This is a genomic window from Bogoriella caseilytica (assembly GCF_003752405.1).
Taxonomy (GTDB): Bacteria; Actinomycetota; Actinomycetes; order Actinomycetales; family Actinomycetaceae; genus Allobogoriella; species Allobogoriella caseilytica.
In genome coordinates, this window is the sequence record NZ_RKHK01000001.1 from 2,268,655 (window position 1) to 2,288,711 (window position 20,057).

The window sequence follows — 20,057 nt, forward strand, 5'->3', positions numbered from 1 at the left end:
CGATGACCTTTGCCCGTGATCTCTCGGTCACATCCTCGCCGCTGCTCACCGCGTACTCCGGCACCCGGCCGGATCGCCTGCCGGTGTGGTTCATGCGCCAAGCCGGCAGATCGCTCCCGGAATACCGCGAGCTGCGCCAGGGCACCGAGATGCTCGAATCCTGCCTGCGGCCCGAGATGGCCGCGGAAATCACCTGCCAGCCGGTGCGCCGCCACGGCGTCGATGCGGCGATCTTCTTCTCCGACATCGTCATCCCGCTCAAGCTGGCCGGCGTCGATGTGGAGATCGTCTCCGGCGTGGGCCCGGTCATTGGCTCGCCGGTGCGGTCCGCAGCCGATGTGGACCGTCTCACGTCACTGCCCAGCGGTGAGATGTCCAACATCACCGAGGCCGTGCAGCTTGCGGTCTCGGAGCTGAGTGCGCGGCCCGAGCCCGTGCCGCTGATCGGCTTCGGTGGTGCCCCGTTCACCCTGGCCGCCTACCTCGTTGAGGGCCGCCCCTCGCGCGATCACCTCGCGGCGCGGGCCATGATGCACGCCGACCCGGCAGCCTGGGACAAGCTGCTGACCTGGGCGGCCGACATCACCGGTGACTTCCTCCGCGCCCAGGTGGCCGCCGGGGCACAGGCCGTCCAGCTCTTCGACTCCTGGGCCGGCTCGCTGTCTGTCGCGGACTACACCGAGCGAGCCGCACCGTACTCGGCGCGCGCGCTCGCTGCCGTGGAGGGCTTGGTCCCACGGGTGCATTTCGGCACCGGGACCTCAGAGATCCTCACCGTCATGCGTGACGCCGGAGCCGAGGTCGTGGGAGTCGACCACCGCATCGGGTTGGACGAGGCGACCCGCCGCCTGGGAGCCGGGACCGTCCTGCAGGGCAACATCGACTCCGCCCTGCTCACCGCCCCCTGGGAGGTGCTCGAACGGCACGTCAAGGACGTCATCGCCCGTGGGCGTTCGGCCGCCGCACATGTGCTGAACCTCGGTCACGGCGTGCCGCCGACGACCGACCCGGGTGTGCTGACCCGGATCGTTGAGCTCGCGCACAGTGAGTGACGACGTCGACGTCGCCATCGTCGGTGGCGGCATTGGTGGCCTGACCGCAGCCTGGGAACTGGCGCGAGCGGGGCGGCGCGTCACGCTCCTGGAAGGGTCCCAGCACTGGGGCGGCCTGCTGCGGCCGCTCGACATCGGCGGCGTCATCGTCGACGGGGGCCCCGAGGCCTTCGCCGTGCGCCGCCCCGAGATCGCTGAGCTCTGCGCCGAGCTCGGCCTGGCCACCGAGGCGCCCGTCCACGGTTCGTGGCTGCTGACCCCACAGCGGGGTGCCTTCCGTTCGCCGGAGCGGGCGATGCTCGGCATCCCCGCGGATCCCGTCGCCGAGGATGTCGTGGCGGCTATCGGTGGGGAGGCGGCCCGTCGTGCTGCGCAGGACGCCGAGCTCGGCCCGGAGGTCGGCGCCGGGGAAGCCGATCTGGCCGCCCTCGTGACCGCACGCATGGGCAGCGGGCTCCTGGACAATCTGGTGCGCCCGCTGGTCTCCGCGATCCACGGCGCGGATCCCGCGCGCCTGCCCGTCGATGCGGTCATGCCCGGCTTGCGCGAGGCGCTGCGGCGCACCGGCTCCCTGGCAACCGCGGTGGCCGCGCTGCTGCCCGATGGCCCTCCGGTCGCCGCGGTCACCGGCGGGATGTACCGGCTCGCCGACGCCCTCGCCACGGCCGCCCGTGAGGCCGGCGCCACCCTGGTACCCGGCAACCGGGTCAGTGCGCTTGAACGCAGCGCGGGCGGCCGCTGGCTCGTTGACACCGGCGGCCCGGACACCGTGAGCGCCAGCGAGGTGATCCTCGCGACCTCTGGTGCCGTCACCATGGCGTTGCTCGCTCCGCACGCGGACACCAGCGGCATCCGGCCGCGGCCTGGCGCGCCTGCCACGCATGCCGTGCTGCTCCTGGCAGCCCCCGAGCTCGACGAGGCGCCGCGCGGCAGCGGGATCATCGCCGCCGAGGGCGTCCCCGGCGCGAAGGCACTCACGCACGTGACCGCCAAATGGCAGTGGGCGCAGGAGGCCGCCGGGCCCGGGCGGCACGTGGTGCGCCTGTCCTACGGTCGCCCTGGTCAGGATCCCGCCCCACCGGAGACGGCTGAGGCGCTCACCGACGCGAGCCGGCTCCTCGGGATCGACCTGGAACCCGAGCATGTGCTCGAGGCGAGGGTGGTGCGCCATGACGGTGCTCTCGCCCCGGCGGATCCCGTCATGCGTGAAGCGGTCCTCGCGCTCGCGGAACGGGTGTCGCAGCAGGGCCTCCACCTGGGCGGCTCGCTCGTGGCTGGTACCGGGCTGCCGGCCATCGTCACTCGCTCCCGGGCGATGGTCGCCGCGATGCAGTAGGCACCGCCGACCGTGAGCACCACGATCCTGCTGGAGCCGCCGCGTGCTCGCCCCGGGTCGCGCCCATGAGGGAGACTGACCACGTGACTGAGAACCTCGCTGGACCGTCGTCGTGGGTGCTGGGCACCCGCGGATCGGACCTCGCCCGCACCCAGGCAGGCCAGGTGGCCGAGGCGCTCACTGCGGCCGGAGCAGGGCCGCTGGAGATGCGCATCGTGCGCACCGAGGGAGATGTCACGACCGGGTCCCTGGCCTCGCTCGGCGGCACCGGTGTCTTTGCCGGCGCCCTGCGCACAGCCCTGAAGGCAGGCACGGCCGACGTCGTCGTCCACTCGCTCAAGGACCTCCCGACCACCCCGGAACCGGGACTGCGGATCGCCGCCGTGCCCCCGCGCGCCGATGTGCGCGATGCCCTGTGCGCCCGGAACGGATGGACGCTCGCCACCTTGCCCGCTGGGGCGCGGGTGGGCACCGGGTCACCGCGCCGGGCCGCGCTGCTGCGGCTCGCCCGGCCCGATCTCGAGGTGGTGGACATCCGCGGCAATGTGCCCACCCGGCTGGCGCGCACCGAGAACGACCTCGACGCCGTGGTGCTCGCGATGGCGGGCCTGGTGCGGCTCGGGCTCGAGGCGCGCGCCACTGAGGTGCTCGACCCGGCCGACATGCTGCCCGCACCCGGGCAGGGAGCGCTCGCGGTGGAGACCCGAGCCGAGGTTCCCGAACCGCTGGCCGGCGCGCTCGCTGTCGTCGACGACCTGCCCACGCTCGTGGCTGTGACGGCCGAGAGGCAGCTCCTCGCCAGTCTGGAGGCAGGATGCGCCGCCCCCGTCGGCGCGCTCGCCACGGTCGAGAGCGGAGTCCTCACTCTGGAGGCCATCGCCGCCGCCATCGACGGCGGACGTGCGCTGCGTTCCTCCCAGCGCACCTCCATCGACCTCGACGGTGACCGCGAGGCCGCGATCGCCACCGCCCGCCGCCTGGGCCGCGACCTCGGCCTTGAGCTCCTCGGGCAGGGGGCCGGCGAACTCGCCCGGGCCCGGCCATGACCACCACCGGTGAGGAGCCGCACACCCAGAACCTGGTCCCGGCCCGGCCCTTGGCCGGACGGCGCGTGCTGGTGCCACGCCCTGACGCCAGCGACCCCATCGCGCGCGCTGTCGAGCACGCCGGCGGGCAAGCGCTGACCATCGCGCTCACCGAAAGCGTGCCCGCGGCCGATGCCGTGGTGAACCGGGCGCTCGACTTCACCGGCGCGGCGTGGCTGGTGCTCACCTCCGCTCGCACCGTCACCGCGCTCGCCTCCCAAGCGCAGCGCACGGCGGACTCGCTGCAGGAGCGCCTCACCCGCGCCGTCGCCGCCGGGATGCGCATCGCCGTCGTCGGCCCGGCGACGGCGCGGGCGCTCGCGGAGTTCGGACAGGAACCGCACCTGCGCGCCGGCGCTCCCGAGAGCGCGGCCACGCTGCTGCAGGACTTCCCGGCAGCCACAGCGGACGCGCGGGTGCTGTTGCCCTGCTCGGCGCTCGCCTCGCCCGAGCTCGCCGACGGCCTGCGGGCACTCGGCTGGGCCGTCGAGCGCGCCGAGGTGTACAGCACCCGCACCGCACAGCTGGGGGAGGCCGAGCGCGCCCAGCTCACCCAGCCCTGGCCCGACGTCGTCCTGCTGACCGCCGGCTCGACCGTGCGCGCTCTGCACTCCCTGCTCGGCCCGCCCCCCGCGGAGGTGGCCCTCGCCGCCATCGGCGCCTCCGCAGCCGAGGCCGCCCAGGAGGCCGGGATGCGGGTCGACGCCGTGGCTGCCGAGGCCACGCCGGCCGGCCTGATCAGCGCCGCCGCCCACGCCCTGCGCCACCGACCCCTCGACCTTGGAGCCCACGGCTGATGACTTCCCTGCCCCTGCCGACCGACCGCCCGCGCCGCTTGCGCGGCTCGGGGCCGTTGCGGCGCCTCGTCGCCGAGCACCGTCTGGCCGCCGCGGACCTCATCCTGCCCGTCTTCCTCGCCGAGGAGGCCACCGAGCCACGCCCGATCGCCTCGATGCCCGGGGTGGTGCAGCACACGGAAGACTCGCTGCGCGCCGCGGCGCAGGAGGCGGCGGCGGCCGGGGTGGGCGGCATCATGCTGTTCGGGGTGCCCGCCACCAAGGATGCCGTGGGATCGGCCGCCACCGATCCGGCAGGGATCGCCAACCGCGGCCTGGCGCTGCTGCGTGAGGAGGTGGGGGAGGACCTCGTGGTCATCTCCGATCTCTGTCTCGATGAGTTCACCGATCACGGCCACTGCGGCCTGCTGGCCGCCGATGGGACGGTGGACAACGATGCAACGCTCGAGCGATACGCCGAGATGGCGCTCGTGCAGCACGAGGCGGGCGCGCACGTACTGGGCCTGTCCGGGATGATGGACGGCCAGGTGGCGGCCTGCCGGGCGGCGCTCGACGGCGCCGGCGCCACCGGCACCGCGATCCTGTCCTACTCGGCCAAGTACGCCTCCGCCTTCTACGGCCCCTTCCGCGAGGCGGTCGACTCCCAGCTCCGCGGAGACCGGCGCGCCTACCAGATGGATCCGGCCAACCGCGCCGAAGGCACCCGCGAGGCCCTGCTGGACGTGGAGCAGGGCGCGGACATCGTCATGGTCAAGCCCGCGTTGGGCTACCTGGACGTGCTCTCCGACGTCGCCGCGTCCGTGGACATCCCGGTGGCGGCATACCAGGTCTCCGGTGAGCTGGCCATGGTCGAGGCCGCCGCCGCGAACGGCTGGCTGGACCGCCGGCGCACCATCACCGAATCCCTGACCTCGATCCGCCGCGCCGGAGCAAGCATCATCGCCACCTACTGGGCCACTGAGGTGGCCCGCTGGCTCGCTGAGGGCGAGCACTGAGGAGAGCAGCACCATGACCACCAACCACGATCTGTTCACCCGTGCCCTCGGCGTCATCCCCGGGGGCGTGGACTCGCCGGTGCGGGCCTACGGCTCCGTCGGCGGTGATCCCCGCTTCATCGCCGAAGCCTTCGGCGCACGCATCACCGATGTCGAAGGGCGCAGCTACGTCGATCTGGTGGCCTCCTGGGGTCCGGCCCTGCTCGGTCACGCCCACCCCGAGGTGGTCTCCGCAGTCCGCGAGGCTGCCTCGCGCGGCCTGTCCTTCGGCGCACCGACGCTCGGTGAGGTCGAACTGGCCGAGGCGATCTGCGACCGCGTCCCGCCGGCGCAGCGGGTGCGGCTGGTCTCCACCGGCACCGAGGCCACCATGACCGCGGTACGGCTCGCGCGTGGGGCCACCGGCCGCGACCTCGTGGTCAAGTTCGCCGGCTGCTACCACGGCCACGTCGACTCCCTGCTCGCCGAGGCCGGCTCCGGGGTGGCCACCTTTGGTCTGCCCGGATCGGCCGGCGTCCCCGCGGCGAGCGCCGCCCAGACGATCGTGCTGCCCTACAACGACCTCGCAGCCCTGGAGGCGGTCTTCGCCGAACGCGGTGAGGAGATCGCCTGCGTGATCACCGAGGCGGCGCCGGCGAACATGGGCGTCGTCCCGCCCGCAGCAGGGTTCAACGCGGGCCTGCACCGCCTCACCTCCGAGCACGGCGCGCTGCTGATCCTCGACGAGGTGCTCACCGGTTTCCGGGTGGGCCCCTCGGGCTGGTGGGGGCATGAGAGCGGAACAGAGTCCTGGATGCCGGACCTGATGACCTTCGGCAAGGTTGTCGGTGGCGGCATGCCGCTCGCCGCGGTGGCCGGTCGCACCGAGCTCATGGAGCTGCTCGCGCCGACCGGGCCGGTCTACCAGGCCGGAACCCTCTCCGGGAACCCGCTGGCCACCGCAGCTGGGCTCGCGACGCTCCGCCTCGCCGACGCGAGGGTCTATGCGCACATCGATCAGGTGGCGGCCACAATCGCCGGTGCTACCGGGGAGGCACTCACCGCGGCGGGCGTGCCCCACGTGGTCAACCACGCTGGCAACCTGTTCTCGGTGTTCTTCGGCGAGCAGGCCGCCACGGCAGGCGTGCACGACTACGCGGGCGCCACCGCGCAGGAGTCGTGGCGCTACCCGGCCTTCTTCCACGCCATGCTCGAGTCCGGTGTCGCGCTGCCGCCGAGCGTGTACGAGGCCTGGTTCCTCACCGCCGCGCACGACGAGGACGCCGTCGGCGCCATCCTGGATGCCCTGCCCGGCGCAGCCCGGGCCGCGGCAGCCGCACAGCCGCCTGCCGGGAGCTGACGCGCGCACGCCTCGCGCTCAGAGCCGTGCGAGCCCGTCGTGGAAACGGTCGAGCACGATCTCGGGGAGCTCCGGTGGCACGTCGGGCACACCGTAGCGGGTGCACAGGAGTGGCTGAGTGACGAGGTCGGCGCCCTGTTGATGCATCAGCTTCTGGAAGTACCCCGGGGCCAGCAGATAGCTGGCGATCACAACGCGGCGCTTCGGGTGCCTCCGGCGGGCTTCGTCCACGGCCTCACGCACCGTGGGCCGGGCGAAGGCGAGGTAGGAGTCCGTCACGTCGACGTCCAGCAGGCTGGCCAGGAGTTGGGCGGTGTCCTGGACATCGGTGACTGCTCGGGGAGTGGAGGAGCCCGCGGCTCCCAGGACGATGACATCCTCGCCGGGGACTGCTCCGGCCTGCCGGAGCCGCTCCCGGAGGATCATCGCGAGCCGATGATCCGGCCCCAGCGCCTCGCCCACCACCGTGTGGTGCGGGGCCTGGTCCGCTGCCTGGCGCATGTCCACAGCCACGTGGTACCCCGCCGAGAGCAGAAGCGGTACGAGGACCACAGGCCGGTCTGGCTCCACGGCATCCACGGTGGCAGCGACGTCGGGTTGCTGGACATCGACATGGCCCAGGCGGGTCTCCGCGATGGCCGCATGGCCTGCGGCTCGGCCCCGGGTGTGTTCCACCAGTGCCTGCACGAGCTGCTGGCCCTCCAGGGAGCCGGTGCCGTGGGAGATGGCCGCCAGTGCTGCGGCCCGGACGGCGGCGGGAGCCCGATTGGCCACCGAGAGCGCCACCTAGACCTGCACCTGGACGATGCCGTCGTCGACGCGCACTGGGTAACAGCGCAGCGCGGGACCGTCCTCGGTGAGGCAGTGCCCGGTGGCCAGGTCGTAGACCTGCTTGTACAGCGGTGAGGCCAAGGTGGGCCGACCCTGCCGGGAGCCGACGATGCCGCGTGCCATGACGTTGGCTCCCGCCACGGGATCCCGGTGATCGACGGCGAAGATCCGGCCGTCGAGCAGGGTGATCAGAGCGATCTGGGTCTCGCCGATCAGCGCGGCCTCGCCCCACATCGGTTCCAACTCGCTGACGGCACAGACAGGGTGCCACGCAGCCTGGCGGCGGGTGGCGCCCTCGGCGGAGGCGACCGGTGCTTCGAGAATCATGTGAGTATTCATGGCACTACCCACCCTAAGAACCGTGCGTAACGCCAGCGGCACGGGCGTGTAAAAGACCGATGACAATGGCCTCACATGGCGCAGGCAGCAGAGTGAGGACGCCGTCACACCCGCCTCACACGGCAGATACACCAAGGAAATCCCGCCTTCGTAGGGTTCTCGACACGTGGCACGTCCCCTCGTTGGAAGGCGAATTCACATGTCTGCACCCACTGCCTCTGCGCGCAGAATCGCAGTGATCGGCGGAGGCCCGGCGGCGCATCGGCTCACCGAGGCGCTGATCGCCAGGGACCGGCGAGACGTGCACCTCAGCGTCTACAGCGAGGAACCGCTGGCGCCCTACGACCGGGTCGGGCTCTCCAAGCGCTTCGAGGAGCCAGGCAACGACCTGCTGCTCGGAGATCCGCTCCTCTGGGAGGATCCGCGTGTCGAGCTCCTCACCGGCACCCGGGTGACCGACCTGGATCCGCAGCGCAAGCGCATCACCACCGACGCCGGGCATGTCGCGGAGTACGACGACATCGTGCTGGCCACCGGTTCGCGGGCACCCCGGCCGCCGATCCCCGGCGCGGAGGACATCGCGGTGTACCGCACGCTCGAGGACGTCGACCGACTCGCCGCACAGACGGCCGATCTCACCGAGCACCTGGGCCGCCCTCCGCACTGTGTCGTGGTGGGCGGCGGACTGCTGGGCCTGGAGGCCGCCGGCGGGCTGGCCGGGCTCGGCGCTGACGTCACCATCGTCCATTCGCAGGAGTACCTGATGAATGCGCAGCTGGACGAGGGCGGCGGGCGCACGCTGAACCGGCTCCTGGCTCAGCAGGGGTACCAGCTGCAGATGGGCGAACGGCCCCACGAGCTGCGGCGCAATGGCGCGGGAACCTACGGCTTCACCCTGGGTTTCGAGCGGCACGCCGATCTGCCGTGTGATCTGGTGGTGGCTGCCATCGGCATCAGCGCCCGGGATGAGCTGGCGCGGGCGGCTGGCCTGGAACTCGGGCCGAGCGGCGGCGTGGCGATCGATGCCACGTGCGCCACCTCGGCTCCCGGAGTGTGGGCGATCGGAGAGGTGGCCAGCTTCGAGGGCACCTGCATGGGCTTGGTCGCTCCGGCGAACGCGATGGCAGAGGTCGTGGCCGACCGACTCTGCGACGGTGAGGCCAGCTTCACCGGTTTCGACACTGCCGCGAAGCTGAAGCTGGCAGGGATGGATGTGGCGAGCTTCGGCGACACCTTCGGGGAGACCCCCGGTGCCTTGGACGTGGTCTACGCCGATGCCATTTCCGGGGTCTACCAGAAGCTGGTGGTCACTGATGATGCGAGGATCCTGCTGGGCGGGGTGTTCGTGGGAGATGCCGCCCCGTATATGGCGCTTCGTCCGCTGCTCGGACGTGAGCTGCCCGCCGAGCCCGCCTCCTTCCTCTCCGCCTCGGGCGGCTCCGAGGTCGAACTCGACCTGCCCGACGATGCGCAGGTCTGCTCGTGCAAGGACGTCTCCGCCGGGCAGATCCGGCATGCGGTGGCCGGCGACGAGACCACCCCCGGCTGCACCGACATGGCGGGCGTCAAGGCCTGCACCGCGGTGGGGACCCAGTGCGGATCGTGCCTGCCCCTGGCGAAGAAGGTGATGGAGAAGGAGATGGCCAGCCAGGGCATGGAGGTCTCCACCGCCATGTGCGAGCACTTCTCGTCCTCCCGGGCCCAGCTGTTCGAGGCTGTGCACGCGGCGGGGCTGCGGAGCTTCACGGAGATCCTCGAACGCTTCGGCACCCCGACCGAGACCTCTAGCCATATGGGTTGTGACATCTGCAAACCGGCGGTCGCCTCCATCCTGGCGGCCATGCATGACGAGTACATCCTGGACAGCGGCCGCGGCTCGCTGCAGGACACCAACGATCGTGCCCTCGCCAATATGCAGAAGAACGGCACCTATTCGGTCATGCCGCGGATTCCGGCCGGCGAGATCAGCCCCGAGAAGCTCGCGGTCATTGCCCAGGTGGCGCAGGACTTCGGTCTCTACACGAAGATCTCCGCAGCCCAGCGGATCGATCTCTTCGGCGCGCGGCTGGAGCAGCTTCCCCAGATCTGGAAGCGACTGGTGGACGCCGGATTCGAGTCCGGCCAGGCCTACGGGAAGGCCCTGCGGAATGTGAAGTCCTGCGTGGGCTCCACCTGGTGCCGGTACGGAGTGCAGGATTCTGTGGCCATGGGCATTTTCCTGGAGAACCGCTACAAAGGGCTGCGCTCACCGCACAAGATGAAGTTCGGGGTCTCGGGATGCGCGCGCGAGTGCGCCGAGGCCCGGGCGAAGGACGTCGGAGTCATCGCCACCGCCGATGGCTGGAACATGTATGTGGGGGGTAATGGCGGTGCCACTCCCGCCCATGGCCAGCTGCTGGCCAAGGATCTGGACGACGAGACCCTGGTGCAGTTCATCGACCGGTACATCATGTACTACGTCCGCACCGCGGACCGGCTCCAGCGCACCGCCCGCTGGATCGAGGAGCTGCCGGGCGGTCTCGACCATGTCCGTGAGGTGGTGGTCGAGGACTCCCTCGGTATCGCCAAGGACCTCGAGGCCGCCATCGCGCGGCACGTTGACCGCTACGAGGACGAATGGGCCGCCACGCTCAAGGATCCGGGGAAGCTCCGCCGCTTCCGCAGCTTCGTCAACGCCCCACAGGCCCCCGACACGGATCTGCAGTACGTGCTCGAACGCGGCCAGGTCCGCCCGGCCACGGATCAGGAACGCCGCGAGGGCAGCCTCGTCCTGCTCGGACCGGAGATCGCGGTCCGGCCGCCGGATGGCGCGCTGACCGCCGAGGAGGCGAGGCAGTGATGAGCCTGGGACGCGTGACCCTGATCGGAGCTGGCCCCGGAGCCGCGGACCTCATGACAGTGCGGGGCCGTGATGCCCTCGCGACTGCCGACGTGGTCCTCTATGACCGCCTGGCGCCCACCGACGAACTGCGCAGCTGGGCTCCCTCGGCCGAGCTCTTCGACGTGGGCAAGCGGCCCGGCCACCATCGGGTGCGGCAGGAGAGCATCCACGACATGTTGATCTCCGCAGCCCGTGAGGGACGGCACGCCGTGCGGCTCAAGGGCGGTGATCCCTTCGTCTTCGGCCGTGGATGTGAGGAGGTGGCGGCCTGCCGGGAGGCTGGCGTACCGGTCACCGTGGTCCCGGGGGTCACCTCGGCGGTGGCGGCGCCCGCGGCGGCCGGGATTCCCGTGACCGCCCGGGGGATCAACCGCGCCTTCACGGTGATCTCCGCCCATGACCCCCTCTCCGAGGAGGAGTTCGCCGCACTCGTCGGCCTCGGCGGCACTATCGTGATCCTCATGGGAGTGGGCACTCTGGGGCATACCGTCGAAGGGCTGCGCCGGCACGGTCTGCCCGAGCAGACACCGGTCGGGATCGTGGAGAGCGCCTACTGCGAGGAGCAGCGGGTCAGCCTGACCCAGCTGGACCGGGTGCATGCCATGGCCGCCCGCACGGGCGTCACCTCCCCTGCGGTCATGGTGATCGGAGAGGTCGTTCGCCTCGCGGCCGAGCATCCCGCCACCGGCGAGGCGACCAGCTCGGGATCGGCCGCCGTCGCCCAGGCGGTGGCCGGCGCCGCCTCATCGGCCATGAACCTCGGGGCCGCTCCAGCCGCTCGACCGCCCGCTCGCCCCGGAGTCCGCGCGCCGTGAACGAGCCGGCCGCCCCAGAGACCCCGAGTGCCCAGGCTGCGGCCGGCACGTCCCTTCCCCAGACCTTGGCCGGCTTCCGGATCGGTGTGACCGCGGACCGCCGCAGCGAGGAACTGATCTCGGCGTTGCGCCGGCGAGGCGCGGAGACGATGCATGCCCCGGCACTGCGGATCACCTCACTGACCGAATCGGTCACCCTGCAGCAGGACACCAATCGGGTGATCCGGGCGGCGCCGGACTACGCCGTGATCACGACCGCCTACGGGATGCGCCGGTGGGCTGAGGCAGCCGATTCCTATGGCGTGTGGCCCCAGTTGTTCGATGTCCTGCAGAACGCCAGCATCCTGGTGCGTGGCCCGAAAGCCCGCGGTGCGGTCCGCGCTGCCGGCTTGGACGACGACGGCGCGGCCGAGGACGAGCGCACCGACACGATGCTGGACATGTTGCTGCAGAAGGATGTGCGCGGGAAGCGGGTGGCGTTCCAGCTGCACGGCCTGTTGAACCACCGTCAGATCCACCGGCTCACCTCCGCTGGCGCAGAGGTGTACACGGTGATGCCCTACACCTGGACGAAACCCGCCGAGGACTCGAAACTGCTGAGGATGATCGATGCCGTCATCGATCGTCAGCTCGACATGGTCACCTTCACCGCAGCGCCCGCCGTCGACGCCTTCCTCGGCGTCGCGCAACAGTACGGCCGGCTCGAGCCCCTGGTCGAGGCCTTGCGTACCGACGTCGTCTGCGCGGCCGTCGGGGGAGTCACTGCAGGGCCCCTGACCGAAACCGGGATTGACGCCGTGATCCCGGATCGCTGGCGGCTGGGAGCGATGATCAAGAAGGTCTGTGACCACCTGGAGACCTCCATCATCAGCGCCCCCACCGTCCACGGGCCCGTGGAGATTCGAGGTAAGCAAGTGCTGTTCCCCGAATCCGGCGCCGGGCCCGTGCAGCTTCCCCCCAGCCAGCTGGCCTTGCTCCGTGAGCTGGTCACGGCGTCGGGCTCGGTGCTCTCCAGGGACGAGCTCGTTGCCGTGCTGCCCCACTGTGACTCTGAGCGCGCCCTGGAGATGCTCATCTCCCGGCTACGGAAATCGCTCCCGGTGACCGATGTGGTGCTCACGGTGGTCAAGCGCGGTTACCGGCTGGCGGTCTGAGCGGGCACTCTCGGCAGCTCCACGAGTCCCCGCTCCGGCGCGGTGCGGCGGTGCGTCATGTAGATGGTCAGGCCGACGAAGGTCAGTCCGCCCACCAGGTTGCCCAACACGGTGGGAATCTCGTTCCAGATCAAATAGTCCAGCACGGTGAAGTTCCCGCCCATCAGCAGGGCGATGGGGAAGAGGAACATGTTCACGATGCTGTGCTCGAAACCCATGTAGAAGAACAGCATGATCGGCATCCACATGGCGATGGCTTTTCCGGCGAGGCTGTCGGACATGAAAGCGGCCGCAACGCCGGTGGAGACCATCCAGTTGCACAGCACGGCGCGGACGAAGAGCGTCAGCATGCCGGCGCCGCCGTACTCGGCGTAGCCGACGGTGCGGCCGTGGCCGATCTCCATCAGAGCCACGCCCACCTCGTTGGGTGGCGTGGCGAACCCGGTGGTGAAGTAGATGGCCATCAGGACCGCCACGGTGAAGGCTCCGGCGAAGTTGCCGAGGAAGACCCACCCCCAGTTCCGCAACATCGATCTCACGGTGACACCGCGGCGGCGGTCCAGCAGCGCGAGCGGAACCAGCGTAAACACCCCGGTGAGCAGGTCGAAGCCCATGAGGTACAGCAGGACGAAGCCGACCGGGAAGAGCATCGCTCCCACGAGGGCACTTCCCGTTTGTGCGGTGACCGTCACCGCGAACGCGGCCGCCAGGCCCAGAATGGCGCCGCCCATAAAGGCCCGGATCAGAGTGTCTCGCGTGGCCATGAAGGTTTTCTGCGCACCGGCGTCAATCATCCGGACTGCCAGATCCTTGGGCTTGACATAGGACATGAGTGAAGACTCTTTCCGTTGAGGTGTGTCGCAGCATGCGCGGTTGGGTGATCACAGACTCGCGTGCTGTCGTTTCCACGCCGTTGTGGAGCGATTAATGGCATGAAAAGACCAACTCACATCGAGATCGGAGGGGTGTGAGGTTGATCCGGCGGTGGCCCGTGGCGGCTAGGAGGGCCGGGCGATTGTGCTGCCCGGCGCCGTGTGCCATGCTCCGAGGCAAGCAACACGTGCTCCGGGGTCGGTGAAATTCCGAGCCGGCGGTGACAGTCCGCGACCCGCACGTCTCACGATGTGCGGTTGACCTGGTGAAAATCCAGGACCGACGGTGAAAGTCCGGATGGGAGGCAGCACTGTGGCGCCGCCGTGCATCCGGTGGCGCCTGCAGCGTGGTCCCCGCACACCCGGTTCACACCGAGTGGAGAGGGACGACATGTCGGATGACGCGATCGCGCGAGCGCTCGAGCGGGCGACCCTGCTTGCTGCTCGCGGACCGCAGCGCGGCGGGAACCCTCGCGTGGGCTGCGTGCTTCTCGATGACACGGGCCAGGAGATCGGCGCCGGCTGGCACCGCGGAGCCGGCACCGCCCACGCCGAAGCGGCGGCCCTCGCCGCGAGCGACCCCGCGCGTGTGGCTGGGTCCACGGCCGTCATCACCCTGGAGCCGTGCCACCACACTGGGCGGACACCGCCCTGCTCGCGTGCCCTGCTCGCCGCCGGGGTGCGGCGGGTGATCTACGCCGCCGGCGATCCGGATCCCCGGGCTGCCGGCGGCAGGGCCTGGCTGGCTGCCCAGGGCGTGGACGTCAGCACGGCGCGTGAGGCGGGCGTGGTGCCGGAGATCGTGGGGCTTGCCGCCGAGCTCACCCGGTCATGGTCCGCCGCCGTGCGCCGCCGCCGCCCGTGGGTACTGGGCAAGACAGCAACGAGCCTGGACGGCCGCGTGGCCGCAGCGGACGGGACCTCCATGTGGATCACCGGCGCGGCCGCCCGCGCCCATGGCCACACGGTGCGCGCCGACGTCGACGCCATCGTGGTGGGCACCGGCACCCTCCTCGCCGACGACCCGGCACTGACCGCTCGGGGAGCCGACGGCACTCCGGTGGTGGACCAGCCGCTGCGCGTGGTGCTCGGCCGGCGTGCCGTCCCGGAGGCTGCCGCGGTCCGCCAGGGCCCGGGACCGTGGCTGCACCTCGCCACCCAGGACATCGCCGCCGCCCTGGACCACCTCTGGGAGCGTGGCGCCCGGCGCGTGCTCATCGAGGGCGGGCCCACGGTGCTCGGCGCAGCCCTGCGCGCCGGGCTGGTCGATGAACTGCACAGCTACCTCGCACCCGTGCTGCTGGGCGCCGGCCAACCGGCCGTACCCGACCTGGGCATCGGCACACTCCGGGACGGGCTGCGCTGGCAACGAACCGAGACCTACCACCTGGGCGAGGACATCTTGATCACCGCCCGCCGACTCGAAGGAGCTCACTGATGTTCACCGGAATCGTCGAGGAGGTCGGCACCGTCATCAGCTGTGCCGAGGCCGAGGGCGCCGCCATCCTCACCGTGGCCGCGCGCACCGTGCTGCCAGGGCTTCGCAGGGGCGACTCGCTGGCTGTGGCCGGTGTCTGCCTCACGGTGACGGCCGCCGATGATGACGGCTTCCGTGCCGATGTCATGCCGGAGACCCTGCGCCGGACCAGCCTGGGCGGACTCGAAGCAGGCGCCTCCGTCAACCTGGAGCGCGCAGTGCGCGCCGACGGCCGGCTGGACGGCCACCTCGTGCAGGGGCACGTCGACGGCGTCGGCACCGTGCTGGAGCGTCGTCCCGGCGCGCGCTGGGACGAGGTCGATGTCGCGATACCCCGAGAGCTGGCCCGCTACGTGGCGGAGAAGGGGTCAGTCACGGTGGAGGGGGTTTCTCTCACCGTGACCTGGGCCGGCGCGGAGGCCTTCGGGGTCGCGCTCGTGCCCACCACTCTCACCCGGACCACTCTCGGGGCTCTGTCACCCGGGTACCCGGTCAACCTGGAGGTCGACGTCATCGCCAAGTACGTCGAGCGCCTCCTCGCTGCCCAGGCCGAAGCATGACCGCGGCGCGTATGTCGACTCGACTCACGCCGACCGGAGACCTCAGCCCGGAGCGGACGGAGCGGGTGGAGGCTGCGCTGCGCTGCCTACGCCAGGGGCGCCCGGTACTGGTGGCCGATGACCACGACCGGGAGGACGAGGTCGACGTCGTCCTGCCCGCCGCGGCCGCCACGACCGAGTGGATCGCGTGGACCGTGCGGCACAGCTCGGGATACCTGTGCGCCCCGATGCCCGCTGACCGGGCCGACGCTCTGGAGCTCCCACTGATGGTGCCGCGCTCCCAGGATCCCCGCGGCACGGCCTACGCCGTCTCCGTTGACGCCGCCACCGGCGTGGGCACCGGCATCTCCGCCGCTGATCGGGCCCGGACGCTGCGGGTGCTCGCCGACCCGGACTCCGGCCCGGGTGATCTGATCCGGCCCGGCCACGTCCTGCCCTTGCGCGCCGCCGCAGACGGGGTCCGGCAACGCCCGGGGCATACCGAAGCCGCTGTGGACCTGTGCCGAATCGCCGGCGCCGGAGAGGTCGCCGCCATCGCCGAACTCGTCGAGGACGACGGCACGATGACCACCCGCGCACAGGCGCAGGCCCTGGCCGATCGCCACGGTCTCGCGCTCGTGACCATCGCGGACCTCCTCACCTACCGAAAGGACGCACCATGAGCGGAGCAGGATCACCCAGGATCACCCCGGACGGCACCGGCCTGTCGGTGGTGATCGTGGCCTCGCAGTGGCACGCGGCGATCATGGACGGCCTGATCGCCGGCGCCATGCGAGCCACGGAGGAGTCCGGTGCCGAGGTGACACTGCTTCGCGTGCCCGGCTCCTTCGAACTCCCGGTTGCCGCCGCCGCGGCGGCACGCTCCGGCGCGGACGCCGTCGTGGCTCTCGGGGTGATCATCCGCGGCGGGACCCCGCACTTTGATTACGTCTGCCAGGCGGCCACCTCCGGCCTCACCGACGTCTCGGTGCAGACCGGCGTCCCGGTCGGTTTCGGCGTCCTGACCACCGACGACGAAGCCCAGGCCCTCGACCGCGCGGGATTGCCGGGCTCACGGGAGGACAAGGGCGCCGAGGCCGCTCAGGCGGCGATCGCTACGGCACTGACTCTCCGTCAGCTGCGCGAGTCGACGCCGGCCGGCTGACGTCCCGGCCCCGGGGGACGCGCAGTGCCTGGGGGAGCCCGGCGCTGGTAGCCTGAAACCGCCGCGACTGGCGCGGGTGGATGACCACCGGGGAGCGGCGCACAGACAGACCCCTGACGGTCGTACGCCTGGGCCGAGGGTCACCGGAAGCTAGCCCCCGTGACTGCCGAAAGGGACCCCATGAGTGACCACGCCGCTGCCCGCACCACCGCCCAGGTGATGAACGCTTCCCTGGCCGAGCTCGACCCGGAGATCGCCGCCGTTCTCGACGGCGAGCTGACCCGCCAGCGCGAGACGCTGGAGATGATCGCCTCCGAGAACTTCGTGCCTCGCGCGGTGCTCCAGGCCCAAGGTTCGGTGCTGACCAACAAGTACGCCGAGGGGTACCCGGGCCGCCGCTACTACGGCGGATGCGAGCAGGTCGACATCGCCGAGGAACTCGCGATCGCCCGCGCCAAGGCGGTCTTCGGCCCCGAGCTCCCGGACATGCACGCCAATGTCCAGCCCCACTCCGGCGCCCAGGCCAACGCCGCGGTGCTGCACGCCCTGGCCAAGCCGGGCGATAAGATCCTCGGCCTTTCCCTCGCCCACGGCGGGCACCTCACGCACGGAATGAAGCTCAACTTCTCCGGCAAGCTCTACGACGTCGCCGCCTACGGAGTGAACCCCGAGACCCACCTGGTCGACATGGAGCTCGTGCGCCAGGCGGCACGTGAGCACCGGCCGAAGGTGATCATCGCCGGCTGGTCGGCCTACCCCCGTCAGCTGGACTTCGCCGCCTTCCGCGAGATCGCTGACGAGGTGGGCGCGCACCTGTGGACTGACATGGCCCACTTCGCCGGCCTGGTGGCCGCTGGGCTGCACCCCAGCCCGGTGCCGGTCTCCGACGTCGTCTCCTCCACCGTGCACAAGACCATCGGTGGCCCGCGCTCCGGCTTCATCCTCACCCGCGACAAGGCCACCTGGGGCAAGAAGCTCGACTCAGCCGTCTTCCCCGGTCAGCAGGGTGGCCCGCTCATGCACGCGGTGGCGGCCAAGGCCATCGCTTTCAAGATCGCCGCCGGTGAGGAGTTCGCCGACCGGCAGGCCCGGACCCTGGAGGGCGCGCGCATCGTGGCCGATCGACTGACCGCTCCGGACCTCGCCCAGGCCGGTGTCTCGGTGCTCACCGGCGGCACCGACGTTCACCTGGTGCTGGTGGACCTGCGCCACTCCGAGCTCGACGGCAAGCAGGCCGAGGACCTCCTGCACGCGGCGGGCATCACCGTGAACCGCAACGCCGTCCCGAACGACCCCCGTCCCCCGATGGTCACCTCCGGGCTGCGCATCGGGACACCGGCGCTCGCCACGCGCGGCTTTGGCGCTGCCGAGTTCGCTGAGGTCGCCGAGATCATTGCCACCGTGCTGCGCGAGGGCGCGGCCGCTGACGTCGAGGCGGCTCGCGCCCGCGTGGCCACCCTGACCGAGAACTTCCCGCTCTACTCCGGGCTGGCCCAGTGACCGCCCCCCACGAGGACGCCGTGAGCTCCGAGAATACGCAGCACCAGGCCCGGCTGCTCCCGGGCAAGCCGGTGGCCGACGCCGTCTTCGCCGAGCTCGCCCCCCGTATCGAGGCACTCGTGGCCGCCGGGCACCGCCCCGGCCTCGGCACGATCCTGGTGGGGGAGGACTCCGCCTCGGCCGGCTACATCCGGATGAAGATGGACCGGGCCGCCGAGCTCGGCTTCACCTCCCCGCACGTGCACCTGCCCCAGAGCGCCACCCAGGCCGACGTGCTCGCGGCCATCACCGACATGAACGACGCCGACGACGTCGACGCGGTGTTGCTGCAGCACCCCACGCCACCGCAGATCGACTTCGACGCGGCGCTGCTGGCCCTGGACCCGGACAAGGACGTCGACGGCCTGCACCCGGTCAACATGGGCCGGCTTGCCCTCGGTATGCCCGGACCGGTGCCGTGCACACCGGCCGGGATCGAGACGCTGCTGGCCCACTACGAGATCCCGGTGGCCGGGCGTGAGGTCTGCATCCTGGGCCGCGGTACCACCCTGGGCCGGCCGCTGGCTCTGCTGCTCTCGCAGAAGCGGGACACCGCGAATGCCGCGGTCACCGTGGTGCACACCGGCGTGCCGGACTGGCCGGCGTACACCCGGCGTGCCGAGATCGTCATCGCCGCGGCCGGGGTTCCCGGCATCCTCCAGCCCGAGCACCTGACCCCCGGGGTCACGGTGGTCGGCGGAGGGGTGCGCTACGAGGGCCGCAAGCTGCTGCCCGACGTCGATGAGTCCTGTGAGCAGGTGGCCGGAGCCATCACCCCGCGCGTGGGCGGCGTAGGCCCCACGACCATCGCCATGCTCTTCCGCAACGCCGTCGAAGCCGCAGAGCGCCGTCGCGCTTGAACCGCCCGGCGTGCCCGGCCCGAGCCGGGCACGCCGGTGCATGCTGCCCCTCCCGCCACGAAAGGAAACTACTGATGGGTACCTCGTTGCAGGTGGCCACCGTCAACGTCAACGGCATCCGCGCCGCCTTCAAGAAGGACATGGCCGGCTGGTTGGAGCACCGCCAGCCCGATGTGCTCCTGCTCCAGGAGGTCCGGGCCCCCGATGACGTCGTCGAGGATCTCCTCGGCGCCAACGACGGCGACCGCGACGGCGGGCGCTGGACGCTCGCACACCAGGCCTGCGACATCAAGGGCCGTGCCGGGGTGGCGGTGGCCGCCAGGTACCCGGCCACCGCAGTGCGCGTGGGCCTCGGAGAGAGTGAAGAACCCATCGACACCGGCCGCTGGGTGGAGATGGACCTGGCCGTCCCGGGCCTGGACATCCCGCTCACGGTGGTCTCGGTGTACATCCACTCAGGTACCTTGACCAAGCCGGAGTCCATGGACGCCAAGTACGCGCACCTGAAGAAGGCCACCTCGCGGCTCGCCGAGCTCGCTGAGGACGCGCGCGCGGGAAAGCGTCACGTGCTCGTCGGTGGTGACCTGAACATCGTGCACACCGAGGCCGACATCAAGAACTGGAAGCCGAACCACAACAAGACCGCCGGTGTGCTCGACGAGGAGATCGCCTACCTGAACACCTGGTTCGATGAACTGGGTTACGTCGACCTCGGCCGCCGCCTGGCCGGGGAGGTCCAGGGGCCGTACACCTGGTGGTCCCAGCGGGGCAAGGCCTTCGACAACGATGCCGGCTGGCGCATCGACTACCAGATCGTGAACCCCGAGCTCGCGGCGCTCGCCACCTCGGCCGAGGTCGATCGCGCCGAGTCCTACGACACGCGTTTCTCCGACCATGCCCCGCTCGTGGTCCATTTCGCGCTGTAGCACACGGCCCGCCGGTGGTCGCTGCCCGGCGGCGCCGGCGCTGGCCGGCTGCCCC

General features: G+C 71.1%; 18 protein-coding genes, 1 pseudogene and 2 riboswitches. Of the genes and pseudogenes, 16 read left to right on the forward strand and 3 right to left on the reverse strand.

Translation table 11 applies throughout. From position 1 onward, the window contains the following. Positions 1 to 2 precede the first annotated feature (2 nt). The 6 genes from hemE (at position 3) to hemL (ending at position 6,604) form a co-directional block, all read left to right on the forward strand. Positions 3 to 1,052, forward strand: coding sequence for a uroporphyrinogen decarboxylase (gene hemE / locus EDD31_RS10150; RefSeq protein WP_123304047.1), 1,050 nt, complete (start codon positions 3 to 5; stop codon positions 1,050 to 1,052). After that, a complete protein-coding gene (locus EDD31_RS10155) occupies positions 1,045 to 2,388 on the forward strand; it encodes a protoporphyrinogen/coproporphyrinogen oxidase (RefSeq protein ID WP_170163269.1) in 1,344 nt (447 codons plus the stop codon). The genes hemE and EDD31_RS10155 overlap by 8 nt, the downstream gene beginning before the upstream one ends. Before the next feature lie 65 nt (positions 2,389 to 2,453). Next, entirely contained in the window at positions 2,454 to 3,434 is a 981-nt protein-coding gene (gene hemC / locus EDD31_RS10160) for a hydroxymethylbilane synthase (protein ID WP_123304049.1), read from the forward strand. Then, the gene (locus tag EDD31_RS10165) at positions 3,431 to 4,270 is read left to right on the forward strand and encodes a uroporphyrinogen-III synthase (RefSeq protein WP_123304050.1); all 840 of its coding nucleotides are present in this window, start codon (positions 3,431 to 3,433) and stop codon (positions 4,268 to 4,270) included. Before hemC ends, EDD31_RS10165 begins: the two co-directional genes overlap by 4 nt. Continuing rightward, positions 4,270 to 5,265 (forward strand): porphobilinogen synthase, encoded by a 996-nt coding sequence (hemB, locus tag EDD31_RS10170; protein ID WP_123304051.1) that lies wholly within the window; start codon positions 4,270 to 4,272, stop codon positions 5,263 to 5,265. Before EDD31_RS10165 ends, hemB begins: the two co-directional genes overlap by 1 nt. 13 nt (positions 5,266 to 5,278) lie before the next feature. Then, positions 5,279 to 6,604 (forward strand): glutamate-1-semialdehyde 2,1-aminomutase, encoded by a 1,326-nt coding sequence (hemL, locus tag EDD31_RS10175; RefSeq protein WP_123304052.1) that lies wholly within the window; start codon positions 5,279 to 5,281, stop codon positions 6,602 to 6,604. Positions 6,605 to 6,622: 18 nt separating this feature from the next. Here the strand turns inward: hemL and EDD31_RS10180 are convergent, their stop codons facing one another. Then, entirely contained in the window at positions 6,623 to 7,378 is a 756-nt protein-coding gene (locus EDD31_RS10180; protein WP_123305407.1) for a sirohydrochlorin chelatase, read from the reverse strand. A 12-nt stretch (positions 7,379 to 7,390) separates the two neighbouring features. After that, on the reverse strand, positions 7,391 to 7,774 hold the full coding sequence (nirD, locus tag EDD31_RS10185; RefSeq protein ID WP_245991125.1) for a nitrite reductase small subunit NirD: 384 nt from the start codon (positions 7,772 to 7,774) through the stop codon (positions 7,391 to 7,393). Between the two features lie 199 nt (positions 7,775 to 7,973). Between nirD and nirB the strand changes: the two genes are divergently transcribed. From nirB to EDD31_RS10200, 3 genes are read left to right on the forward strand one after another with little or no spacing between them, the layout of a single operon-like run. Beyond that, positions 7,974 to 10,613, forward strand: coding sequence for a nitrite reductase large subunit NirB (gene nirB / locus EDD31_RS10190; RefSeq protein ID WP_123304054.1), 2,640 nt, complete (start codon positions 7,974 to 7,976; stop codon positions 10,611 to 10,613). Beyond that, a complete protein-coding gene (gene cobA / locus EDD31_RS10195) occupies positions 10,613 to 11,470 on the forward strand; it encodes a uroporphyrinogen-III C-methyltransferase (RefSeq protein ID WP_123304055.1) in 858 nt (285 codons plus the stop codon). Before nirB ends, cobA begins: the two co-directional genes overlap by 1 nt. Beyond that, positions 11,467 to 12,624 carry a uroporphyrinogen-III synthase gene (locus EDD31_RS10200; RefSeq protein WP_123304056.1) on the forward strand — a complete coding sequence of 386 codons (1,158 nt, stop codon included), beginning with the start codon at positions 11,467 to 11,469 and terminating at the stop codon, positions 12,622 to 12,624. The genes cobA and EDD31_RS10200 overlap by 4 nt, the downstream gene beginning before the upstream one ends. Here EDD31_RS10200 and EDD31_RS10205 read toward each other — a convergent pair. Beyond that, the gene (locus EDD31_RS10205) at positions 12,606 to 13,454 is read right to left on the reverse strand and encodes a formate/nitrite transporter family protein (RefSeq protein WP_123304057.1); all 849 of its coding nucleotides are present in this window, start codon (positions 13,452 to 13,454) and stop codon (positions 12,606 to 12,608) included. The genes EDD31_RS10200 and EDD31_RS10205 overlap by 19 nt on opposite strands. A gap of 228 nt (positions 13,455 to 13,682) precedes the next feature. After that, a riboswitch (FMN riboswitch) is annotated at positions 13,683 to 13,810 on the forward strand. 77 nt (positions 13,811 to 13,887) lie between these two features. On the opposite strand from EDD31_RS10205, the gene ribD reads away from it, so the two are divergent. From ribD to EDD31_RS10240, 7 genes and pseudogenes are all read left to right on the forward strand, one after another. Next, on the forward strand, positions 13,888 to 14,934 hold the full coding sequence (gene ribD, locus EDD31_RS10210; RefSeq protein WP_123304058.1) for a bifunctional diaminohydroxyphosphoribosylaminopyrimidine deaminase/5-amino-6-(5-phosphoribosylamino)uracil reductase RibD: 1,047 nt from the start codon (positions 13,888 to 13,890) through the stop codon (positions 14,932 to 14,934). Further along, the gene (locus tag EDD31_RS10215; RefSeq protein WP_123304059.1) at positions 14,934 to 15,533 is read left to right on the forward strand and encodes a riboflavin synthase; all 600 of its coding nucleotides are present in this window, start codon (positions 14,934 to 14,936) and stop codon (positions 15,531 to 15,533) included. Before ribD ends, EDD31_RS10215 begins: the two co-directional genes overlap by 1 nt. Positions 15,534 to 15,544: 11 nt before the next feature. Then, positions 15,545 to 16,183, forward strand: a pseudogene (gene ribB, locus EDD31_RS10220) (3,4-dihydroxy-2-butanone-4-phosphate synthase); the annotation flags it as partial. Positions 16,184 to 16,191: 8 nt separating this feature from the next. Then, positions 16,192 to 16,677: a 6,7-dimethyl-8-ribityllumazine synthase gene (gene ribH, locus EDD31_RS10225; protein ID WP_123304061.1), complete on the forward strand. Its 486-nt coding sequence runs from the start codon at positions 16,192 to 16,194 to the stop codon at positions 16,675 to 16,677. Between the two features lie 53 nt (positions 16,678 to 16,730). Continuing rightward, positions 16,731 to 16,818, forward strand: a riboswitch (ZMP/ZTP riboswitch). A gap of 39 nt (positions 16,819 to 16,857) precedes the next feature. Continuing rightward, complete coding sequence (glyA, locus tag EDD31_RS10230) at positions 16,858 to 18,177, forward strand: serine hydroxymethyltransferase (protein WP_170163270.1); 1,320 nt, start codon at positions 16,858 to 16,860, stop codon at positions 18,175 to 18,177. 20 nt (positions 18,178 to 18,197) lie between these two features. Next, a complete protein-coding gene (locus EDD31_RS10235) occupies positions 18,198 to 19,076 on the forward strand; it encodes a bifunctional 5,10-methylenetetrahydrofolate dehydrogenase/5,10-methenyltetrahydrofolate cyclohydrolase (RefSeq protein WP_123305412.1) in 879 nt (292 codons plus the stop codon). Positions 19,077 to 19,150: 74 nt separating this feature from the next. Continuing rightward, a complete protein-coding gene (locus EDD31_RS10240) occupies positions 19,151 to 20,002 on the forward strand; it encodes an exodeoxyribonuclease III (protein WP_123304062.1) in 852 nt (283 codons plus the stop codon). Positions 20,003 to 20,057: the final 55 nt, after the last annotated feature.